This is a genomic window from Mesorhizobium sp. IMUNJ 23232 (assembly GCF_044326205.1).
GTDB lineage: Bacteria > Pseudomonadota > Alphaproteobacteria > Rhizobiales > Rhizobiaceae > Kumtagia.
Map to the genome: position 1 here is coordinate 139,828 of NZ_JBIRCY010000012.1, position 21,469 is coordinate 161,296.

At 59.0% G+C, this 21,469-nt stretch carries 7 protein-coding genes and 1 pseudogene; all 8 read right to left on the reverse strand.

Annotated features, from left to right (window positions below; translation table 11 throughout):
- Window positions 1–2 precede the first annotated feature (2 nt).
- Window positions 3–8,543, reverse strand: coding sequence for a hypothetical protein (locus tag ACH196_RS11775; RefSeq protein WP_396647081.1), 8,541 nt, complete (start codon window positions 8,541–8,543; stop codon window positions 3–5).
- Between the two features lie 384 nt (window positions 8,544–8,927).
- Window positions 8,928–9,515, reverse strand: coding sequence for a hypothetical protein (locus tag ACH196_RS11780; protein ID WP_396647082.1), 588 nt, complete (start codon window positions 9,513–9,515; stop codon window positions 8,928–8,930).
- A 128-nt stretch (window positions 9,516–9,643) separates the two neighbouring features.
- Window positions 9,644–11,083, reverse strand: a complete 1,440-nt coding sequence (locus ACH196_RS11785) for an HlyD family type I secretion periplasmic adaptor subunit (RefSeq protein ID WP_396647083.1) — start codon at window positions 11,081–11,083, stop codon at window positions 9,644–9,646.
- A 4-nt stretch (window positions 11,084–11,087) separates the two neighbouring features.
- The gene (locus tag ACH196_RS11790) at window positions 11,088–13,235 is read right to left on the reverse strand and encodes a type I secretion system permease/ATPase (RefSeq protein WP_396647093.1); all 2,148 of its coding nucleotides are present in this window, start codon (window positions 13,233–13,235) and stop codon (window positions 11,088–11,090) included.
- Window positions 13,236–14,131: 896 nt separating this feature from the next.
- Window positions 14,132–15,202, reverse strand: coding sequence for a hypothetical protein (locus ACH196_RS11795; protein WP_396647084.1), 1,071 nt, complete (start codon window positions 15,200–15,202; stop codon window positions 14,132–14,134).
- Window positions 15,203–15,655: 453 nt separating this feature from the next.
- Entirely contained in the window at window positions 15,656–16,669 is a 1,014-nt protein-coding gene (locus ACH196_RS11800) for a DUF5681 domain-containing protein (protein WP_396647085.1), read from the reverse strand.
- Complete coding sequence (locus tag ACH196_RS11805; RefSeq protein WP_396647086.1) at window positions 16,659–18,041, reverse strand: site-specific DNA-methyltransferase; 1,383 nt, start codon at window positions 18,039–18,041, stop codon at window positions 16,659–16,661. The genes ACH196_RS11800 and ACH196_RS11805 overlap by 11 nt, the downstream gene beginning before the upstream one ends.
- Before the next feature lie 512 nt (window positions 18,042–18,553).
- Window positions 18,554–21,469, reverse strand: a pseudogene (locus ACH196_RS11810) (hypothetical protein); the annotation flags it as partial.

Here is a 21,469-nt window from a genome sequence, read left to right on the forward strand (position 1 = left end):
AATCAATAGGCCGCCCAAGCGGACTTCCTCGCATAGGCCACCGTGCCGATCTGAGTGGCGATGCCCAGCCGGGTATCCTCGGGGTCGATTATGAACGCGCTGCCAGCACCTGACGACGTTCCAGGCTGGAACGCAGCCATTGCGGCAACCAGTGTGGTGATCTCGGACGAATGCAGGGTCTTGCCATCGCCCGAATGCATGGTTTCCACAACGCGTCCGGGATTGATAAACCAGTCTTGGACCGTGACCTTGTCGGTCGTTCCCAGGACCGATACGACGAGACTGTTGCCCTGCTGCTGGAACCATAGCTCGTTCCAGTCAATACCAGAGCCGAACACCAGATCGTCGTTGTCGCCATAGATGCCGGACTCGAAGATCGTGTCGGCGCCTCCTCCGGCCTCGAACACATAGGTATCATGGCCTTTGCCGCCGTTGAGGAAATCGTTGCCAGCTCCACCGTAAAGCCGGTCGTTACCCTCGTCACCGTTGAGCGTCTCGGCACCATTCAGTCCGAATAGCAGTTCATTTGATGACGTCCCGTCTAACGTGCCGCCGCTGGTTAATGCGACGTCGAACATCATTTTGCCGACGCCATCCAGTTCCAGATATTCGACTCGCGCTGCAGCAACGCCCTGCTGCTGCATCAACAAGCTGTCCCCCGCAGGTCCTCCCGATATATCGATCGTGAGATTGTCCTTCGTGGAGTTCCAGGAGAACGAGAGATCTTCGGCCTTGATGCCGTCTACAAGGATCAGCGTGTCATCGTCGCCGGAATCGCTGACCGTATCGCTCCCGTCGCCTCGGCCGAATACATATCGATCTTTGCCAAGGGCGCCGGTCAAGGTATCGTTTCCAGCGAGGCCATATATGACGTCGTCGCCGTCGCCGCCATTGAGTTTGTCGACACCCGCAAGCCCGAACAGGAGGTCGGCCCCGGACGTTCCGTTGAGCGTTGCGCCACCCGTTCGCGCAACATCGAACAGCATCGCCGCGCTCAGAGAATCAAGCTTGAGGTATTCTATGCGCCCCGCCGTTGTGTCCTGCTGCTTGATGACAAGGCTGTCCCCCGCGGGACCACCTGCTACGGTGATGGTGAGATCTTGACCTGTTGACCCGCCCCACGCAAACGACAGGTTCTCGGCCTTAATGCCGTCTTCGAGGACCAGAGTGTCATCGTCGCCGGAATCGCTTACCGTATCGCTGCCGTCGCCTCGGCCGAACACATACTGGTCCTCCCCAAGTGCCCCGGACATGGTGTCGTTCCCAGCGCGGCCAAACATCCGGTCGTTGCCGTTGCCGCCGTTCAGCTTGTCGTTGCCGGCGCCACCGTAGAGGATGTCATTGCCGTCGTTGCCATTGAGGGTCTCGGCACCGTCAAGCCCAAACAGGACTTCATTCGAGGATGTTCCGCTCAGCGTGCCGCCATTGGTGCGCGCCACGTCGAACAGCATCCTGACTACCTCGGACGCCGTCTCGCCGAGGCCGACCATCTCCAGATACTCGACGCGAGCTACGGCGACAGCTTGCTGTTGCAGGTAGACCTTATCGCCAGCAGGCCCGCCCGATATGTCGATGTACAGGTTCTCATTCTTCGACCCGCTCCAGGAGAGCGACAGATCTTCAGCATTGATCCCGTCCTGCAGAACCAGCGTATCCTCGGTCCCGCCATCCACAAGTTTGCTGATGCTGTCGTCCCTGTCGTCCCAGAAATACCCGCCAACCCACTCCCTCGCTGTCCCAGTCGGACCGCCGGCTCCAGCCGCATTTGCGGCCGCTCTCTCGTTCGGAGCATCAACTGCCTGCATGTCGCGGACCTTGTCATACCCGCCGCCTCTGCCAAACACATACTGGTCCTTTCCCAAGGCACCCGTCATCGTGTCGTCGCCGGCTTCCCCGAACATCTCATCGTTGCCGGTGCCGCCAAGGATGGTATCGTTCCCATCACGACCGTAGAGTATGTCGTCGCCCTCGAATCCTTCGATTTCGTTGTCGCTGGAAGAAGCCGTAATCGTATTGTCACGGACGTTGCCGCCCGCATATTTTGCCGCCACTGACGTCAGGGTCAGCCGCTCAAGGTCCTTGTCCACCAAGGTGTAGTCTATCGAGCTTCGAACCGTGTCGAGGCCTTCGTCGGTTGTTTCATAAACGATGTCGCCGGCGTTATCCACGACGTATGTGTCGTTCCCGTCGCCCCCGTTTAGTTTGTCCAACCCGGTGCCCCCATCGAGCCAATCATTGCCGTCTCCGCCGTTGAGAGTATCCGCCCCGGCACCTCCGTCGAGATCGTCACTTCCAATCGTGCCGGTAATCGTATCACTCGTCGTAGCGCCTGAAGTGAAGTCGACGTATGCGCCGGTTGAGGTGCCGGTACCCGACGTACCATTTGTTGACGTCAGCACAACGGTCTTCCTGCCGTCCGCGCTTACCTCGGTGATCACCGTCTGCGTGACGTCCTTGCCCGTAGGATCAAACTCTTGGGCAACATGCCTGATTGAGCCGTCAATCCTGACGGTTGATGTCTCAATATGTTGATAATCGCCGTCGCCGTCGGTGTCCTTCTTCAGGGTTGTGGTGCGACCATCCGCGCTGACGGCGATCACTCCTTTGTCCATGCCGCCGCTTTTGGTTTCGGTGATGGTCTTGATGACCGAACCGTCGATCTGCGTTTGCGCGACCTCCTTGAATTCGTACCCCTTGCTTTGGAGATCGTCGGCGAACACAGAGGTTGCCTGTGTGGCGTCGAAGTTCGCAAATGTCACTGTCGTAAGCCCGTCGGCACTGGTCTTCGCCGCTACTTGTTGCGCAATATTCTTCTGATCCCAATAGACGTGGCCTCGCTGAATCAACCAGCTCACCCCGACTTGACCATCATTTTCAGTGTAGGCCGCGACGGAGCCATCGACGTTTGTTGTGAATGTTTCCCGGCGGTCCGATGAGTTATCCGTGGCGTAGCGGGTATTTGTTTTGAACACTCTTCCGTCAAGACTTTTTGTTGTCCAGATGATCCTTGTAACTGGGTCGTCTCCAGGACTCACAGTGGTGTCGATGGTTTTCGTCAGGTATTCACCACCAGCCAGAAGATCCGTTCCGACACTTGAACGCCTCTGGTCGAAATCCCCGTCGCCATCGAAGTCCCACGCCCATTTCGTCTCCAGACCGTTTGCACTGGTGCTGATTGTGGTTATCGTATCGCTTCCGGTGACCGTGAAATTGGTAATGGTTGTATTGACCGAACCATCGACGGCTTTGGTCGTGACTTCCCGCTGATCGACCTTGCCGTCCCCGTCGGCATCACGGTTTATGGTTGTCGACCGGTCAGCCGTGTTAACGGTGACAGTCTCGCTCTCCAGCAGCTTGGTTGTGCTGGTCGTACTGCCCTCGAATGCCTTGCGAGTCTCGATCGTGCTGCCGCCGGCCAGGGTTTTGGCCGTCCACGTCCGCGTGCGGTCGATGACACCGTTGCCGTCAAGATCTTCCGTGGTCGTCGTGCTCAGGCCATTTGCACTGGTCGTCGTCACGAATTTCGAGATGTCGACACCCCCCGTGATCACGTTGGTGATCGTCCTGGTACGCGTTCCACTGGAATTGAGAACGGTGAGGTCAGTGGAGTCCTGCAAAAGGTTGTCGTCGTACAGCGAGTCGGCGCCATAGATGCGCCATTTGGTCTCGACCGAAAGGCCATTAGCACTCTCAGCGGTTACGAACCTGCGAGCGAGTGAGCCGTTTTCCTCAATATCAACAGTTGTCGTTTCCAACCCATCCTTCGCCAGCACAGTCGCCGAAGTCCGGCTGAGATCAATGGTGAGGTCACCATTCACATCCCATTTCGCTTCGGAGCTCAGCCCGTTCGCCGCGGTCGACACGATTTCCCTGCCGACGCGCGTGGAGGTCGCACCAGTGAAGAAATCGGTAGTTGTCGTGACTGCCCCATCATTCAGGATCGAGAGGGTCGTAACCTCCTTGCCAATGAGTACGTGGCCGGAGCCCGAATGATCGCGATATTCTACAGTTTTGCTTGTCCCGTTGCCGCTCGTGTTGATCCAGATTTCGCCGCTCTCACTTTCAAAATCATCATCCGGAATGCGGCCGCTATGAATCTCGGTAATGCTTCCATCGCTATTGATCGTCGAGGTAATGGTTCGATCAACCGTACTGTTTCCGTTGAAGTCGTAGGTGGTGGTCGAGGACTTTTTGTCGGCAGTCGTGGTCGTGACTGACTTGCTCTCCACTGACGTGCCGCCGGCCTTGTAATAGGTGATCGTCCGGGTGGTTTCGCCGGTGTCGTCGAGGACAGTCTCGTCGACCGCCGACCTAGTCGTCGTGGCGCCGGCCGCATACCACTGCGTCGTGGTCTTCAGTCCACCTGACTCGGTCTTGATGACGGTTTTGTCCTTCTGGGATCCGGCTGCATCCAAGTTTTTGACCGTCTGCGTCCAGATGCCGTTGGCGTCGAGCGTCTTCTCCGAGATGGTCGTGCCGTCGGTCCCATTCCCGTCGATATCCCATACGGCCGTGCTGTTGAGGCGGTTGGCGCTGACGGTGAGCGTCAGTTTCGAGTCGATCTCGGTTGGATCGGCGGCATCGTAAGTATAGAAAGTGTCGACCGTGTCACCATCATCTTCAAGCTTGGTGGTGTGACGCTGATCAATGTCTGTATCGCCGTCCAGATCCGTGGTTGTGGTGATGGAACGCTTGTCGGCCGTCGTGACGGTTTTGGTTTCGGAAATATCCTTACCGTCGTAGTTCGTCACCGTAGCCGTGTCGGTTTTGGTCCCGTTTGCGCCATAGCCAGTTGTCGTCACTGTCGTGCGATCGAATCCGCCCGCGCCGTCGATATTGACCTGCTCCGTGGTGGTCAGGCCGGACGCCACGACGGTGGTCACCACCTTGTTGATCACCGCGTCATTACCGTCCAGATTGGTGATCGTGCGCCTCGTCGACCCGCTGGTTAGCAGGGTGGTTACGTCACTCACTTTGCGCTCGACACCGTTTTGTCCGTCGGCGTCTATCTCGCTGACGATGCTCAGTCCATTGGCGGAAGTCGTCGTAACGACCCTCGAGATCATGTCCTCATTGGCATCACGCGGGAGCTCAGTCACCGTCCGGCGGCTATCGCCGTCGGTTTCGATGACAGTCACATCCTCGATCTTGCTGTCCGTGCTGCCATTGCCGTCCACGTCATAGGTGGTGGTAACCGTCAGCTTGTCGGCGGTGATTTCGGTTTTGGTGACGCCGATCACACTCTTTGTATCGATGCCCAGATCGCCGCGAGCGTCGAAATCCGTCACTGTCACGACACGGCTGCCGTTGGCATTAAGTACGCTCACGGTCTTCTGGTCGATCTTGGTGTCGCCATTAGCGTCGACCGTCGTCGTGACCGTCCGGCGATCGGCTTTGGTCACCTCAGTAACGACCGATAAATCAACTCCCGTCGATGTCTCGGCGGTGGTGGTCACGGTGCGGACGCCGCCCGTATAATCGACGTTCGAAAGCACCTTGCGGTCGGTGGTGCCGTCGCCGTCGAGATCCTCACCCGCCGAGCGCGAGATGCCGTTGGTCGCGGCCGAGGTATAGGACTTGCCGATAACCGTACCGTTCTCGCTGTAGGTGGTGACGCTGCGGACCGGATTGCCGCTGCTGTTGGGCGCCAGCACTTCGGTTGTCTTCAGGTCGTAGACACCGTCACCATCCACGTCGACCTGAGAGGTCTTCGAGTTCCCATCCTTGAGCGTCGTCGTGATGCTTTTCGTCTTCAACGACCCGTCGGGGTTCATCAAGGTGAACGTCGTCGTGGTGTCGCCGTTTGAATCGACCGACGTACGTTCCACAGAATCCGTCGCGCCGTCGCCGTCGGCGTCGGTGGTGATCACCACGATCTTGTGATCGGCCGAGGTAGTGGTGGTCGTGCTGCCCATACCATGGCCGTCGCGGCTGCGTCGCTCGCTAGTGATGGTGGTGGTGCCGTTGCTGCCGATCAGCGTGGTGTCGGTGGTGACGAACTCAGCGAGATTGTTTTTATCGCCGTCCAGATTGATCGCCGTCATCTTCACCAGGCCGTCGGCACTGGTTGACGATATTGTTTGAGAGATGGGCTCGTCATTAGATGTGCTGTTGCCAGCGAAAGTGGAAACCGTGGTCACCAGACGGCCGTCGGATTCCACCGTCATGGTGGTCAGGACACGTTCTTCATAGACGCCGTCACCGTCCGCGTCCGTCCGCACGGTGCGCGTGCGGCCGGTTTTGCTTGTGACGGTCTCTTCCCGGGAGAAAAGCGTGTCACCGTCGGCGCTCATGTCGCTGACGGTCCGGGTGCGCACGCCGTTGCTGCCGTTGACGGTCGTCACATCAGTCGTCTTGAAGTTTATGGTCGTTCCGGTCGCGCGGGTGTAGGTCAGCTTGGTCAGCTTGTCGGCGCTGGTCGTCGTCTCGACTTCCATCAGCTTGTCGCCGGCGATGCTATATTCGGTGACCGTGGTTTCGGTCGTATAGTCCGAATTGGTCTTGAACGTCTGCTTCTGGTCGATGATGCCGTCACCGTTCTGGTCGAGCTCGGTCACGACGGCATTTCGGCCGGCGCTTGTCTTAGTGATCGTCTTGTCGGCCAGCGAGCCGTCGGCGTTGAAGTTGCTGACGGTTCGCTCGATCTCGCCGCCGCTCAGCGTCTTGGTGGCGTCGGTCTGCGTGCGGTCTGTCACGCCGTCGCCATTGTCGTCGAAAGTCGTGGTTTCAGTGACGATACCGCCGCTGCTGCTGACGCTGCGGGTCTCGCTGAAGTCGAGCCAGCCATCCTTGGCAAATCCCTTAAGCGTATTGGGATTGCTCTTATCGTCGATCAGATATTCGTTGCCGTCGACGGCGAGCACGGCGTCGCCGACCGTGCGCGTGTTGCCGTCTATGGTGAAGGTCGACCGGCCGGCGATCGACGAGCCGTCCTGGAAATTCTGGCCGCTGCCGAATGGCGTGAGGTCGATCGACGTGATCTTGAGAGCGTCCAGCGTCTTCATCTGGCCGTCGACCATGACCCTGAAGTCGCCCCACTTGGCGTCGCCGGAATCGAGCTGGCCGTCGCCGTCGCTGTCGAACACCTGCTTCAGCGCCTCAAGATCGCTGTCGGTGCCTTCCGCCCATTCAGTGAAGACGATCTCCTTGGAACGGCTGATCTCACCATCGCCATCGGCGTCGAACACCAGCACGCCGTCACCCTTGCCGGCCCAGGCCATACGCTGCTTGTAGCCGTCGCCGTCGAGGTCCAAAAACATCGACGAGGTATCGAGCGTGTCGACCGTCAGGCCGTTGCCGTCGAGATCGAGAAGGATAGGGGCCTTGCCGGTGCCGCCAGGGGCGGCACCAGACGGGCTTGTCTGACTATTCGAGCCAACTGGGACGCCTTCAACGTTGGGAGGATTTTTTCCACCCCAGCCTGGAGACGACTGACCCCAGCTTGGTCCATATGTGTTTGGAGACTGGTTGTCACGCAACGCCGAGCCCGACGGCGTCGTAGGATCAAATATATCGCCGCCAAGCCGGTCATCGCCAACACCATTTCCGAGAGTGTTGGTTCCAGTTGCCCCTCCCAGAACGCCACCCTGCATGGCCCGTTCACGCCCGCCGCCATTGGCACCACCAACCGCCCCGCTCGTTGGGCCTCCGCCCAACGTATCCCCGCCGGTTCCACTCTGAAGGCTGTCGTTCCATCCACTTCCCCCGACGGTGTCACCCTGCATGGCTCGTTCGCGTCCGCCGCCATTGCCGCCGCCGAAAATGCCGCCGCCCTCGCCACCCTGCATGCTGCGTTCGCGTCCACCGCCGTTACCACCACCGTAGCCGTTGTCGCGGCCTCCCTCGCTCTGATGTTCGCCAGGACCACTTTGAGAGTTGGATGGATTGCTTGAATTGCCGCTCCCTGGCGAAGGAGCGCTCGTCGATCTGCCATCAGAATAAGTGGACTCGCCACGGCCGCCTTCGCTGCCAAATCGAGATGAAAAGCGATCCGGAGTTCTGCGTGAAGAGGGCGGCTGCGAATTGTAACTAATAGGGGAGAGCCAAGGAGAAGTTTCCAAAGGTTGATCTTCTCCAAGAGGTGCCGGTACACTGTCGCCATATTGAACTCGCACCCTGGCATCCGTATATCCTTGTCTAGCTAGTGTCATAAAGAAATCGACGACGTTTCCTGCTAGATCAATACATCCGGCAGATCCATACGTTGAACCGCCGTGTATAGAAAATCCGGAACGGCCAAACGTATTGACATCATTCGTTGGCTTCAGAAAGGCACGCATCGGACCCCAAGACATTCCCGCGCCCGGCCATCTCCCTCGGCCAAAAAGACCCAGCAGACCGTCGCGGTTATCGCGCATCTGCACATCATCAAGATCGAAGGTCCACGTGCCCTCAGGCACAGGACCCTTGCCGACAGCATTTTGCTGTTCCGGATTTTGGAATCCAAGTCGCCCCGACACCGCAGGCCAAGAACCTACGACAACACCATTTTCAGTTAACGTTAGCGAGCTACCATCGAAGGTAAGTTCTGCGACTTTATCCACTTCCGTCTCCTTAGTACCATTCACAGATGAGTTGCCCTGCAATTAATCTCAACAATAAATATAAGACCAACAAAAATGGAACAAGGACTATATCTCTTCTAAATGGCAGCTTCGCGACGAACGCAATAATACACCCAATGCCTATCACAAGTATAACGGCATGGTCTAAAAGCGCCGTAGAAACTCTTTTATAGCATGCATTATCCACGATAACGTTGCCGTCGACTATCGCATTTCTGATATCAGAGAAAGACAATCCAACAATATAAATATATGCTACAGCCAATGAAAATGACATTAACATCCTTGGCTTTAGCATATTTCCCCAGAACATAGTCGATCCTTCATTTTTATTACAATTACATCTAATGCTCTTTCCGATACTCAGGTTTTGATGACATAGCCCCCGCCGATTATATCTGATCCGACGGCTTTCATTAACCTGTCAGTCGGGGCCAAATTCACTCCGGTTGTCACATGCACCAGCACCCGCTTCGCTTTCACGCTCTCCGACCAGACCACGACCCCGCGCACCAGCCGTATGAACGTCCTTGCCGAGAGATACGGCCCGCAGCGCTCGGCATCGACAGCGATGATGTGCACGGTCGTCATCAACGAGTTTTCGCAGAGCGCGTACTCGCCGGCCGCGAACCAGGCGCCGCCGACGATCTCGCTTTTTGCTTCGGCGACGATCAGGCATTCGTGTTTCGCCGACTTTTTCAGCCTCGCCTCGATGGCGTCGAATTTTTTGTCAGAGAAAGGCATGTCGGAAAACACAGTCCGCCGATGCTGCTTGCGCACCAGTTCGCGTATTGCCGGCCAGTCGCGCTCTTCGACGACACGCACGCTCACGCTGCTCATTTTGCGGTGCGGTTTCGCCGTCGGAACGGTTTCCGGATACTGTTCGGTGCCCACCGTAGCGGGGTTGCCGACCAAGACTGCTTCCATGGAATTCATGCCGACTTCATCCATTGTCTCGACGCTTTCTTCCTATCCGCTATCACAAATTCCGTATTTGCAACAACGAGACAGATACTTTGCCTAGGACGCTCTTTACGTCGCACAACCGTTCTTTACTGCTTTTATTTGCCTTGACAAGCTCATCTCTCATGAAACGCCTCATCCTTCATCTCGATCAGCGGATCGAGCAGGAATTCGATGACGCGGCGCTCGCCGGTCTTGATCTCGGCGGTGACCGACATGCCCGGCGTCAGCACCACTTCCTCGCCCTGGACGCGGATTGAGGTCGCATCGAGCCCGATGCGCACCGGGAACACCAGCGGACCGGCGGCGTCGCGCGCCGTTTCCTTCGCCGCGCCGGCAGCTTGGGCATCGGCGGGGATGGCATCGTTGGAGACGGTCAGCACCTTGCCGTCCAGCGTACCATAGCGTGTGAACGGAAACGCCTCCAGTTTTACGCGGACCTCCTGGCCATCGCGAACAAAACCCTTGTCCTTGTTGAGCAGCATCGCCTCGATCTCCAGCGCCGTGCCGTCCGGCACGATCACCATCAGCTCCTGTCCGGTCTGCACTACCTGGCCCTGCGTGTTGACCTGCAATTGCTGGACACGGCCGGCGACGGGCGATTTCAGCAGGCTCGCCCGCTCGAACAGTTCCGCCTTGGCGAGTTCCTGGCTGAGCGCTCCGATGCTGCGGTCCACCTCGATCAGTTCGCTCGCGATCTTGTCGAGATAGGCCTCGCGCCGCTCGCGCTTGCGAGCCGCCAGCGTCGCGGCGGTCGCCTCCAGCTCGGCGATGCGCCCCTCCTCGGTCACGGTCGCCATGAGCTGGTCCTGCTCGCCCTGGCGAGCGTCGATGGTGTTGGATTTTATCCCGACGCCGCGCTGCTCCAGTTCGAGAAAGATCTTCAGCCGGTCGCCGGTCAGGCCGACCAGCTTGCGCCGCTCGACGAGTGATCTTTTCCCATGCTCGACCTCGACGCGCTTCTGGGCGATGTCGGCCTCCAGGCTCGCCTGCTCAGCCCGGTAGGCGGCGAGCGACTGACGCATCTGCAGCAGTTGCAGCTCGACCAGCGCCGGGGAAGCACCGGCTGGCGCCGTGAAGCCGGCCTGCGCCGGCGGGGTATCGTTCGCGACCGCATCGAGCACAGCCTTCAGCCGCGCCACCGAGACTTCAGCCACGGCGAGATCGCCCGCGACCTTGCGGCGCTCCGCCACATGCTGCGCCGGATCGAGCTCGACCAGCGGCGCGTCGAGCGCGACGTGGTCGCCTGCCTTTATATGGATGGCCTTCACCGTGCCGGTGATCAGCGGCTCGATGACCTGTACCTTGCCGATCGGGATCAGCTTGCCCTGGATGGTGGCAAAGGTGTCGATGCGGCCGAACCACGACCATATGAGCGCGCCGGTGACGAAGACGATGATTATGCCGGCGAAGATGCGCGCGGCGGGCGAGGCCGGCGTTTCGAGGATCTCGATCGCAGCCGCCTGGAACTCGCGTTCGTTGCGGTTGAGGCGCGGGCGCTTGTCCTGGCGATCCCGCGCCACGCCTTCCCGCACTGCCTGCCACAAACGCCCCATCCGCCTACTCCGCCGCCACTGGGGTATGCTGGGCCTGCAGCCGGTAGAGCTGCGCATAGCGGCCGTTGCGTTGAAGCAGTTGCTCGTGCGTGCCCTGTTCGGTCAGGCGGCCGGCCTCGATAGTCAAGATGCGGGTGGCGTCGCGAAGCGCGGCCAGCCGGTGGGCGATGATGAACACGGTGCGCCCCTGCGCCATGCGCCGCATGTTCTGCTGGATGACGTATTCGGATTCATAATCCAGCGCGCTGGTCGCCTCGTCGAAGATCAGGATGCGCGGATTGCTGACCAGCGCGCGGGCAATCGCGATGCGCTGGCGTTGACCGCCCGACAGATTGGCGCCGCGCTCCTCCAGCACCGTGTCGTAGCCCGACTTGAGCTTGACGATGAACTCATGCGCGCCGGAGAGTTTTGCCGCCTCGATGACCCGATCCAGCGGCAGCGATGGATCGGCCAGCGCGATGTTCTCGCGCACCGTGCGGCGGAACAGCACGTTTTCCTGAAGCACCACGCCGATCTGGCGGCGCAGGCTGCGCGGATCGATCAGCGCAAGGTCGACGCCGTCGACCAGCACCCGTCCGCGCTCCGGCACATGCAGCCGCTGCAGCAGTTTTGCCACCGTGCTCTTGCCGGACCCAGAAGGCCCGACGATGCCGATGATCTCGCCGGGCTGCACCTGGAAGGAAACGTCACTCAGAATCTCGCGCTCGCCCGGCCGGTAACGGAAGACGACGTGATCGAAGGCGACGTGGCCAGAAATCCTGCGAAGGGAGCCCTCGCCGCTGCCGCCGCTGATTTCGGCCGGCACATTCAGAATGTCGCCCAGCCGGTCGACCGAGATGCGGACCTGCTGAAGATCCTGCCAGAGCTGCGCCAGCCGCAGCACCGGGCCGGAGACGCGGCCGGCAAGCAGGTTAAAGGCGACGAGCTGGCCGACCGTCATGTCGCCGGCCAGCACCGCCTTGGCGCCGAACCACATGGTAGCGACGATCACCGCCTTGCTGATGAACTGCGCCGCATTGCTGGCAAAGTTGGCAAGGTTCGAGGTTCTGAAGCCGGCGCCCACATAACCCGCAAGCTGGTCTTCCCAGCGCCGCTGCATCTGCGGCTCGACGGCCATCGCCTTCAGCGTCTCGACGCCAACGATGGATTCCACCAGGAACGTCTGGTTCTCCGCACCGCGATTGAACTTTTCCTCGATGCGCCGGCGGAACTCCGGCGTCACAGCGACGGACAGCACGATGTAGGCCGGGATCGAGCACAGCACGATCAAGGTCAGCCATGGGCTGTAGAGATACATGACGGCGAGGAAAACGAAGAGGAAGAGCACGTCGAGCAGGACCGTCAGCGCCGATCCCGTCAGGAACGCCCGGATGTTTTCCAGCTCATGCACCCGGGCCACCGTCTGCCCGGTCTGCCGCGCCTCGAAATAGGCGATCGGCAGATTGAGCAAATGATGAAACAACTTTGCGCCGAGCGCGACGTCGATGCGGCTGGTCGTGTGCGTGGTCGTGTAGGTGCGAAGACCCGTCAGCAGTATCTCAAACAGCGACACCGCCGACAAGCCGATGATCAGAACTTCGAGCGTGGTCATCCCGTTGTGGACGAGCACCTTGTCGATCACAAGTTGGAAGAAGATCGGCGAAATCAGGCCAAGCAACTGCACGAAGAACGAAGCCAGCAGCACCTCGGCGAATATCCACCGGTAGCGGATCAGCTCCGGGATGAACCACGAAAAGTCGAACCGACGCGAAAAGCCATTGGCGAAGGCACGGCTGGTGACCAGAATGACATAGCCGCTCCATCCCGCTTCAAATTCCGCCCGCGTCAATTCCTGCGGACCTTGAACCAGCGGGTCCTGGACAAGCACCTTGTCGGCCGAGAGGGCGGCCAGCACCGCGAAGCTGCCGTCGGATTTTTCCACGATCGCCGGCAAGGGCAGGCGATCGAGCCTAGCCGTGGAAACCTTCACGGCCCGCGCCCTCAGGCGCAGCCGCTTCGCCGCCCGGACAATATCGTCGCGGCTGGCCTTCGCCTCGACAAGTCCAAGATCGTGTCGAATCACTTCGGGGTCTGCGGGCTGACGCAGATACTGCGTCATCAACACCAGGCAGATAATACCTGAATCCGCTCCGGCGAATACACCGGGCGACACCAACCCCACTTGCCCCACCCTGAGCTGAGTTTTATTCGACTTGACAGTAGCGGGTTCTATTGGCGGCGCAAGACTGCCGCAGCGGAAGAATTCAACATTTTTTGTGCAGGTCGGATGGCTACCTATGCGCCATTTTTATACCGGAGTTCTATTTGGAGGCTCTAATATAAGGTCGCAATAAGTACAGCGAAGACGCGTGAAAAAGAACCCACGCAGCAAGCCCTCCCGCTCACGACGACCACGTATTCACTGGCGAACCACGCGGCGCGTGAGGCAATTCCTAAGTTCAATTAAACCCGAGGAGCGAAAAATCATTTCGCCAATGGCGACCCCATGCCCAAGAGCGACCTCAGTTTGCAGGCTTAGGATCGACCGATGCTGTATGCTTCTGCATCTTAACTCGGCAATTGTTCAGCGCAGTTTCGGCCTCGCCGACAGGGTCGTCCGAATTTTTTGCACGCGCTTCAGTTTCCGCTTTCGCCGCAACCATTATGCAGTGTTGCTCTATCATTGAACGCGCTCCAGGGCCGGACGCTGTTTTAAGGCGCGGTATGGCGGTCCCCGTCGACTGGTCGGCGTTGGTCGAACTGGTCAAGCTGAACACAAAGAGTAAGGCTGTCCAAACGCAAGCGTGTTTCGTCATAAATTTCCGGTCTATGCTGATGTTCGGCGAGACTAAATTGGGTTCACTGTCGGATAGATATTACATCGCGACATAATTCAGCCCAACAATCTGGAGGAATAGTGGTACACCGTCGCCCGCGAGCCATCTGGATCGTTGTCAAGCCTAACGTACGTCCTCTGCCCACGCTCCACAAGGCGAATCTGTCAACTATGTAATCACCCCGAGCTTTGATGCCCCCATCACAGACGTCGCCGATTTCACAGCCACAAGGTTAGGCTGTGCGCGGTCTAAAGTGATTGAGCCTCCTTGCTACAAACAGGATGGGCGCGAGAATAAGCCGAACCGCCAATAGGAAGATCAGGGATATCGTCGAGAAGACCAGGAACACCCCCAGCCAAGCAGGCATCCCGATCTGTTCAGCAACCCATCCCGCAGCGGTGGCAACAAGCTGCGGACGGGTGATAGCCACATATGGCACTGCGACTACCGCAGCAATTCCTGATGCTTTGGCGAGAGCGGATAGTGATCTAACTGCCCCTCCACCAGCACTTCGAAGCGTGGCAAGTCTCGCTGTGTTTCGTCCCACAATCGTCGCGGGTACCTTGACCGCGCGCAAGGATTTGACGGCAACTCCGATGCCCCCGGCGATCATAGTCGCATCGACCGCCGCCCAGCCAACCTCGCTCCACTTCGGCAGCCTTTCGCCCCGAGCAATCACTGTCTCAACATCGGAGATCCCGCCCAGGAATAGGCTCTTGGCTCCCAGGACTGTTCGCGTGAATTGTTTACGAACTGCAGTTCCGTTGACAATCTCGAATTCCGACAGCATCTCGTGGCCGCGGGTCCGAAGTTCCTCAATAGCAATCAGCCCGTACTGCTCAGGAGTAAGCTCCGCGACGCCAAAGCCAATCGCCTCGCCGTTCCACAAGTGAGAAACACCTTGACCTATCGTCTCCTGCAGTAGGTACTGCGTGGACCCGTTGCGGACGAAATAGGTGATGACCGGCACGACAGGTGGGCCGAGCGTCTGAAAAACCTCTTTGAACGTCGGCTCGTTACCAAACGTAGTGAAGACCTTGGCAGCATCATCACCATATTGATGCGCCGCGTCATACCAGGCCAAGCCGCCCTGAGTGCAGGCTGCAAGCAGCCATGAAGCAGCTGTGCCGATTGCGCGATCCGAAAGCGGACACCGCGAGTCCGCCGACGTCAGCGTATCCACCACAGCGGCCCTGACAATCGCCTCCTCCAGGTCGACAGGGCCACCGTTGCGATGCCAGGCTAAGGTCAGGACCGCGGCGAGGACGAATGAAACAGCAACCCAATATCTCTTTCGCAGCATGAGGTCCTCTCACCCAGGCTTGCCCGCATCAGGATGCGCGCCGTACGGTTGACCATGTCACTAGGCCGGGGTTTTGTTGGAAATTGGATCGACATCGTCATCGCCGGCACCATAGATCTGCCAACGCCCATTCTGAAAACGGGCACTTTGCCGAGGGCGTGCACGAAGGCCGCGATCGACGCACCCGGCCAATCGCTCGACGTCGTTGACTTCTACGCCGGAAAGTCTACCTCGGGCACGCACACCTTGGCAGGGCCGTCTCCCACGATGCCAAGGTGGAGCGGCCTGGCCGAGACGGCGCCAGAGACCACATTTTCTGCACCGCCGTACTTTCAGCTGGGAAAAGGTGCTATTCAAGTCTGGCGGCTCAGCCTGGACCCTCCTCCTTCTGGCTGAGTGTCGCGTCGCGGACGGAGCGGGTCCGCAGTCTCATTGTCGCTCGAGCAGCGATAACTAGCTCGCTTGCGCCAATGGCCAGTGTCCGTGCTTCTCAAATAGGTCCTGCACAGCCTCATCGAATTCGCCACGCGCCATCGCATCCACATCGATGGTCTTCTCGTGTGCGGCCTGGATAAGGTCCTGGAGGAAGGTGATCGTTTTCACAGCCTTTCGGCTGGTTCCGATCGTATAACCACGCTTCACTTTATAGCCGAGGGAATGCCATTTTCCGTAGAGAACTTTGAGCAGTTCGCGTTTGGACATCCTGTCGTAGCGCATCTGACGCTGGACCATCTCCAATGTGGAAAGCCGCAGCCTCGGCGGAATGGCTCGCTCCAAGGTAAAGGCAATGACCAGCGCTCCACCCGGTCTATCCATTGGATCAGTGGCCTCCGGCCCGGTCCACGTGCGAGCTTCGAGAACCTCCTGCATGATAAGAAGGTCCCTCAGCGCAATCGTGCCTTGGAGCCTCTTCTCTTCGGTTTCGTCCAATGGGCCAACGAAACGAGGGCCGGTTTGCAAATCGATGATGACGTCCTCGGGGTGCGGCAGCAGCTTCGGCTCAGGTTCGCCACGTTCGCGGGCTGAGTTCAATTCCTGCGCCGCAGTTTTCTTGTAGGCTTCCCAGAGGGCGCTACTCTCCTGGATCTCTCGTGCTCGTTTCTCATCGATACTTCGAAACATATCGACCAGAAGGCCCTGAGCGCGAGCGTTACCCTTCAGCGCTGCAGCGACGATCGACTCTGCCAAGGCTCCCCGCATGCCGATCTCGGTGACCTTGCCGCCCTCTCGTTTCTTCACAGTCTTTGCGGCAGTGTCCCAAATCGCTTGCAGCATCGGCTGTTCAGCGATCAAAAGATCGGGGGCCGCACGCCGGGGACGCCCATTGGGATTGCCGGACCGACCTTTTTGGAATCTCGAATGCTCTGGTGGATTGCCATAGCCCGTTCCAAAGATCACCTGCCGCTTGACCTGTTCCGACATATCATCACTCGGCCTCTTTCCACCTTCGGGTTTTTCAGCGGCCATTGGAGCGCCTCCGTTTTACCGGCGCAGATGACGATGTCGGCGCAGGACCAAGGCGCTGCTCCGCGACGGCTTCAAAGCTCAGGCTGCTGTCGGCCATTACGGCCTGCTTGCCGGCATAGGTCTGCCATCGACTGACGATGGTGTCGCAGTAGGCGGGATCGTACTCGATCAGACGCGCCAGACGGCCGCAGCTCTCGGCGGCAATCAACGTCGAGCCGGAACCACCGAACAAATCCAGCACGATCTCGCCACGCTTGGAGCAATCCTTGATCGCATCCGCCACCAGCGCTACCGGTTTGACCGTCGGGTGCATGGCGAGTTCATCACCGCGTTTTGCTCCGAGGCTGCTGATGCCAGGATAGTCCCAGACATTCGTGCGATACCGCCCGGTTTCGCCAAGACCAAAACTGTTGGTATGGGGCTCGGTGCCAACCTTGAAGACGAAGACCAACTCATGCTTCGAACGATAAAAGCTCCCCATGCCGCCATTGGTCTTGTTCCAGACGCACAGGTTCTTCAGCTCGGAAAACACCGCTTCCCCTGCATCGAGCAGTTCACGCATGTGCCGCCAGTCCATGCAGACGAATGCGATAGCCCCGTCCTTTGCAGACGAGGCCGCATTACCCAGCGTAGTGGTCAAAAACTGCGTGAACTCGGCTGGAGACATTTCTCCGGCGGCGAAAGCGAACTCGCGGTGCAGGATCGATCCCAGCCCACCGACATGGCCGTCGATAGGCACATTGTAAGGTGGATCGGTGAAGATGAGGGCCGCCTTCTCCGCGCCCATCAGACGCTGCACATCTTCACACGAGCGCGCATCGCCGCACAACAGCCGATGGCGCCCGAGCAACCAAACGTCGCCCGTTCGCGAGACGGGATTTGTCGGCAGCGCCGGAATTCGATCTGCGCTGATATCGGTCGTGGAAGTGGCAGACTCCCGCGCGTGATCAAGCGTCAGATCGATCTCCGCCAACGAGAAGCCGGTCAAGCCCAGGTCGAACTCGATGTCGCTCAATGCCTGCAGTTCGATCGCAAGGATTTCGGTGTCCCAGCCGGCATTCAGCGCCAGCTTGTTGTCGGCGAGCACATAGGCGCGACGCTCATCCGCAGTCAGGTGAGATAGTCTCAGGGTCGGGACTGCACTTAGGCCAAGCTCCTTGGCCGCCATGACACGGCCGTGGCCGGCTATGATCTCGCCATCGTCGCTTATCAGGACCGGATTGGTGAAACCGAAGCGTGAGATGCTGTCGGCAATCTGCCGTACCTGCTTTTTGGAGTGGGTGCGAGCGTTGCCCGAATAGGGCCGAAGTGCTGTTATCGGCACACTCTGAATCTGGTTGGAAAAGGGTGTCGCCCCCGCGGCTTGTGACATCTGCTTTCCCGTATCCTGTTCAAACTGGGAACAAGGAGGGAACAAGCGCCAAGAGAAATCAACTGACACAAGCAGAAAATCGCAACGAAAAGAACGTCGTGCTCGGCAGCGAAGTCGGAAAGCTTTTCAAAACCTCTTCAAATGCCCTTCAAAGGCCTTTCAAGGATTTCGCGTTTTTGACTCGCATCAGGGAGAGTGAGTTTTCCACAGGGCGCGCCGCGTGAAATCGACGATCACGCCCACAAAATGCGCGCGTGCAGCGAATCACCTGCCTCGGAACCGAGCATTGATCCGAACGTGATCCGGCTCCGACGGACGAAACGATGAACTGCAGAAACGGTCGCCAGGGGGTACGCCACCTTCCCCGTAGCAGCAACCTGCAAAAGCAGGGCACCAAACCGGACCGGCGATTTCCCGGTTGTCAGGCGACCGGCGCGGCAACCGGCCCGAAGGCGCTGTTTGCACGCAAGGCAGTCTTGGAGACTTCCGGAACGACAGTCAACATGCGAGTGTCACAAGATAAACCACGTCTCAAGAACCGTCCCTGTTGTTGATAGAAATACCGTCATGTCCACTGCGAGGTCATCGTCGTTATTTACCTCGATAGTCGCCGTTCCGTTAACCGTCGTGGCTCTTATTTGGCCTGCTGCCGAGAACACGGCATCTCCGATGAAAGAAAATTTTTGATTTCCTGCCGTTGTCAGATTAGCGTCAATTACCTGCAGATCGATGCGGTCACCCTCCGAAAACACAAAATCGGTGATGAGGTCGCTTCCGCCGATGAATTGATCGCTATCTTCTGTAAACTCGAACCTAATGCGGTCCGCGCCTCCACCGCCGGTGATCGTATCGCTCCCAATGCCACCAACCAGTATATTCGAACTACTGTTGCCCGTGATTACATTATTGAGGACGTTTCCACGGCCCGTCGATGCTCCGGAAAGGAGTTCTAGGCTCTCAACATCGTCACTGATCACGTAGGATACCGACGCCCTCACGGTATCGGTTCCGGCGTTGTTGTCTTCGATGACGACGTCGCCGGCGTTGTCGACCCTGTAGGTGTCATCGCCGTTGCCGCCGATCATCACGTCGGCGCCGATAAGTCCGCTGAGGCTGTTGTTGCTGTCGTTGCCGATGATGGTGTTGGCAAGGTCGTTGCCGACACCGTTGATGGCCAAGAAGCCGGTCAGCGTCAGGTTCTCGACATTGGCTCCCAGCGTCAGCGTCACCGAGGAGGTGATGGTGTCCGTTCCCTCGCCGACTGCCTCCGTGACGACATCGGTCGTCTGATCCACCACATAGGCATCGTCGCCCGCTCCGCCGGTCAGCGTGTCGGCACCCAGGCCACCATCGAGCAGGTCATTGCCGTTGCCGCCGGTCAGCTTGTCGTTGCCGCCATTGCCAATCAGCGTGTCGTCTCCGTCCACACCATCTATGGTGTTGGCGCCATCATTGCCCAAAATGGTGTTGGCCAGCCCGTTTCCCTTGCCGTTGCGTGCAACAGCGTCGAGGAAGCTGGCGTAGAGCTGCAGGTCCTCCACATTGGCGCCAAGGACATAGGACGAAGACGATTCAACCCGATCCTGGCCGCCATTCGCCGCCTCAGTCACCACGTCCGTCGATCGGTCGACAACATAGGTGTCGTTGCCAAGACCGCCTGCCAGCGTGTCCGCCGCGAGCCCGCCATCAAGCCGGTTGTCCCCGTCATTGCCGGTGATCTTGTTGATCAGGTCGTTGCCGGTTCCATTGATGTCGCCAGAACCCAGCAGTTGCAGGTTCTCGACATTGGCCGAGAGCGAATAGTCGACCGAGCTGCGGATCGTGTCGGTTCCCTGACCGACATCCTCCTGGACGGACTCACCTTGATTGTCGACGACATAGGTGTCGTCGCCGAGCCCCCCGACCATGACATCGAAGCCGCCCTGGCCATCGAGCGTGTTGGCAAGATCGTTGCCGGTAATGTTGTTGCTGCTGCTATTACCGGTGCCGTTCAGGGCCGTGCCCATCAGCACCAGATTCTCGACATATTTGGTCAGCGTGTAGGAGATGGTCGACTTGACCGTATCGATCTCGCCGGCGCCTGCGCTGGCCTCTATGACGGCATCTCCCGCATCGTCCACGACATAGGTGTCGCCACCTGCGCCGCCACGCATCGTGTCCTTGCCAACCCCGCCATCAAGCGTGTCGGTACCATCCCCGCCATCAAGCACGTCATCTCCGGAATCACCGCTCAATAGGTCGTCGCCGGCCATGCCCTTAAGCGAACTGATCCCGCTATTGCCGATAATTTCGTTGCTGAGCGCGTTGCCGGTTCCGGCCAAGGAGCCACTGCCCAGCAGGGTGAGATTTTCAACCGCCTGACCCAGGACAAAATTTATGGACGCCCTCACGGTATCGGTTCCGGCGTTGTTGTCTTCGATGACGACGTCGCCGGCGTTGTCGACCCTGTAGGTGTCATCGCCGTTGCCGCCGATCATCACGTCGGCGCCGATAAGTCCGCTGAGGCTGTTGTTGCTGTCGTTGCCGATGATGGTGTTGGCAAGGTCGTTGCCGACACCGTTGATGGCCAAGAAGCCGGTCAGCGTCAGGTTCTCGACATTGGCTCCCAGCGTCAGCGTCACCGAGGAGGTGATGGTGTCCGTTCCCTCGCCGACTGCCTCCGTGACGACATCGGTCGTCTGATCCACCACATAGGCATCGTCGCCCGCTCCGCCGGTCAGCGTGTCGGCACCCAGGCCACCATCGAGCAGGTCATTGCCGTTGCCGCCGGTCAGCTTGTCGTTGCCGCCATTGCCAATCAGCGTGTCGTCTCCGTCCACACCATCTATGGTGTTGGCGCCATCATTGCCCAAAATGGTGTTGGCCAGCCCGTTTCCCTTGCCGTTGCGTGCAACAGCGTCGAGGAAGCTGGCGTAGAGCTGCAGGTCCTCCACATTGGCGCCAAGGACATAGGACGAAGACGATTCAACCCGATCCTGGCCGCCATTCGCCGCCTCAGTCACCACGTCCGTCGATCGGTCGACAACATAGGTGTCGTTGCCAAGACCGCCTGCCAGCGTGTCCGCCGCGAGCCCGCCATCAAGCCGGTTGTCCCCGTCATTGCCGGTGATCTTGTTGATCAGGTCGTTGCCGGTTCCATTGATGTCGCCAGAACCCAGCAGTTGCAGGTTCTCGACATTGGCCGAGAGCGAATAGTCGACCGAGCTGCGGATCGTGTCGGTTCCCTGACCGACATCCTCCTGGACGGACTCACCTTGATTGTCGACGACATAGGTGTCGTCGCCGAGCCCCCCGACCATGACATCGAAGCCGCCCTGGCCATCGAGCGTGTTGGCAAGATCGTTGCCGGTAATGTTGTTGCTGCTGCTATTACCGGTGCCGTTCAGGGCCGTGCCCATCAGCACCAGATTCTCGACATATTTGGTCAG

Excerpts from the sequence above, each read along its gene's own strand:
- ACH196_RS11785 (WP_396647083.1), bottom strand. The coding sequence starts at position 11,083 with ATGGGGCGTTTGTGGCAGGCAGTGCGGGAAGGCGTGGCGCGGGATCGC.
- ACH196_RS11780 (WP_396647082.1), bottom strand. The coding sequence starts at position 9,515 with ATGGATGAAGTCGGCATGAATTCCATGGAAGCAGTCTTGGTCGGCAAC.
- ACH196_RS11795 (WP_396647084.1), bottom strand. The coding sequence starts at position 15,202 with ATGCTGCGAAAGAGATATTGGGTTGCTGTTTCATTCGTCCTCGCCGCG.
- ACH196_RS11805 (WP_396647086.1), bottom strand. The coding sequence starts at position 18,041 with ATGTCACAAGCCGCGGGGGCGACACCCTTTTCCAACCAGATTCAGAGT.
- ACH196_RS11800 (WP_396647085.1), bottom strand. The coding sequence starts at position 16,669 with ATGGCCGCTGAAAAACCCGAAGGTGGAAAGAGGCCGAGTGATGATATG.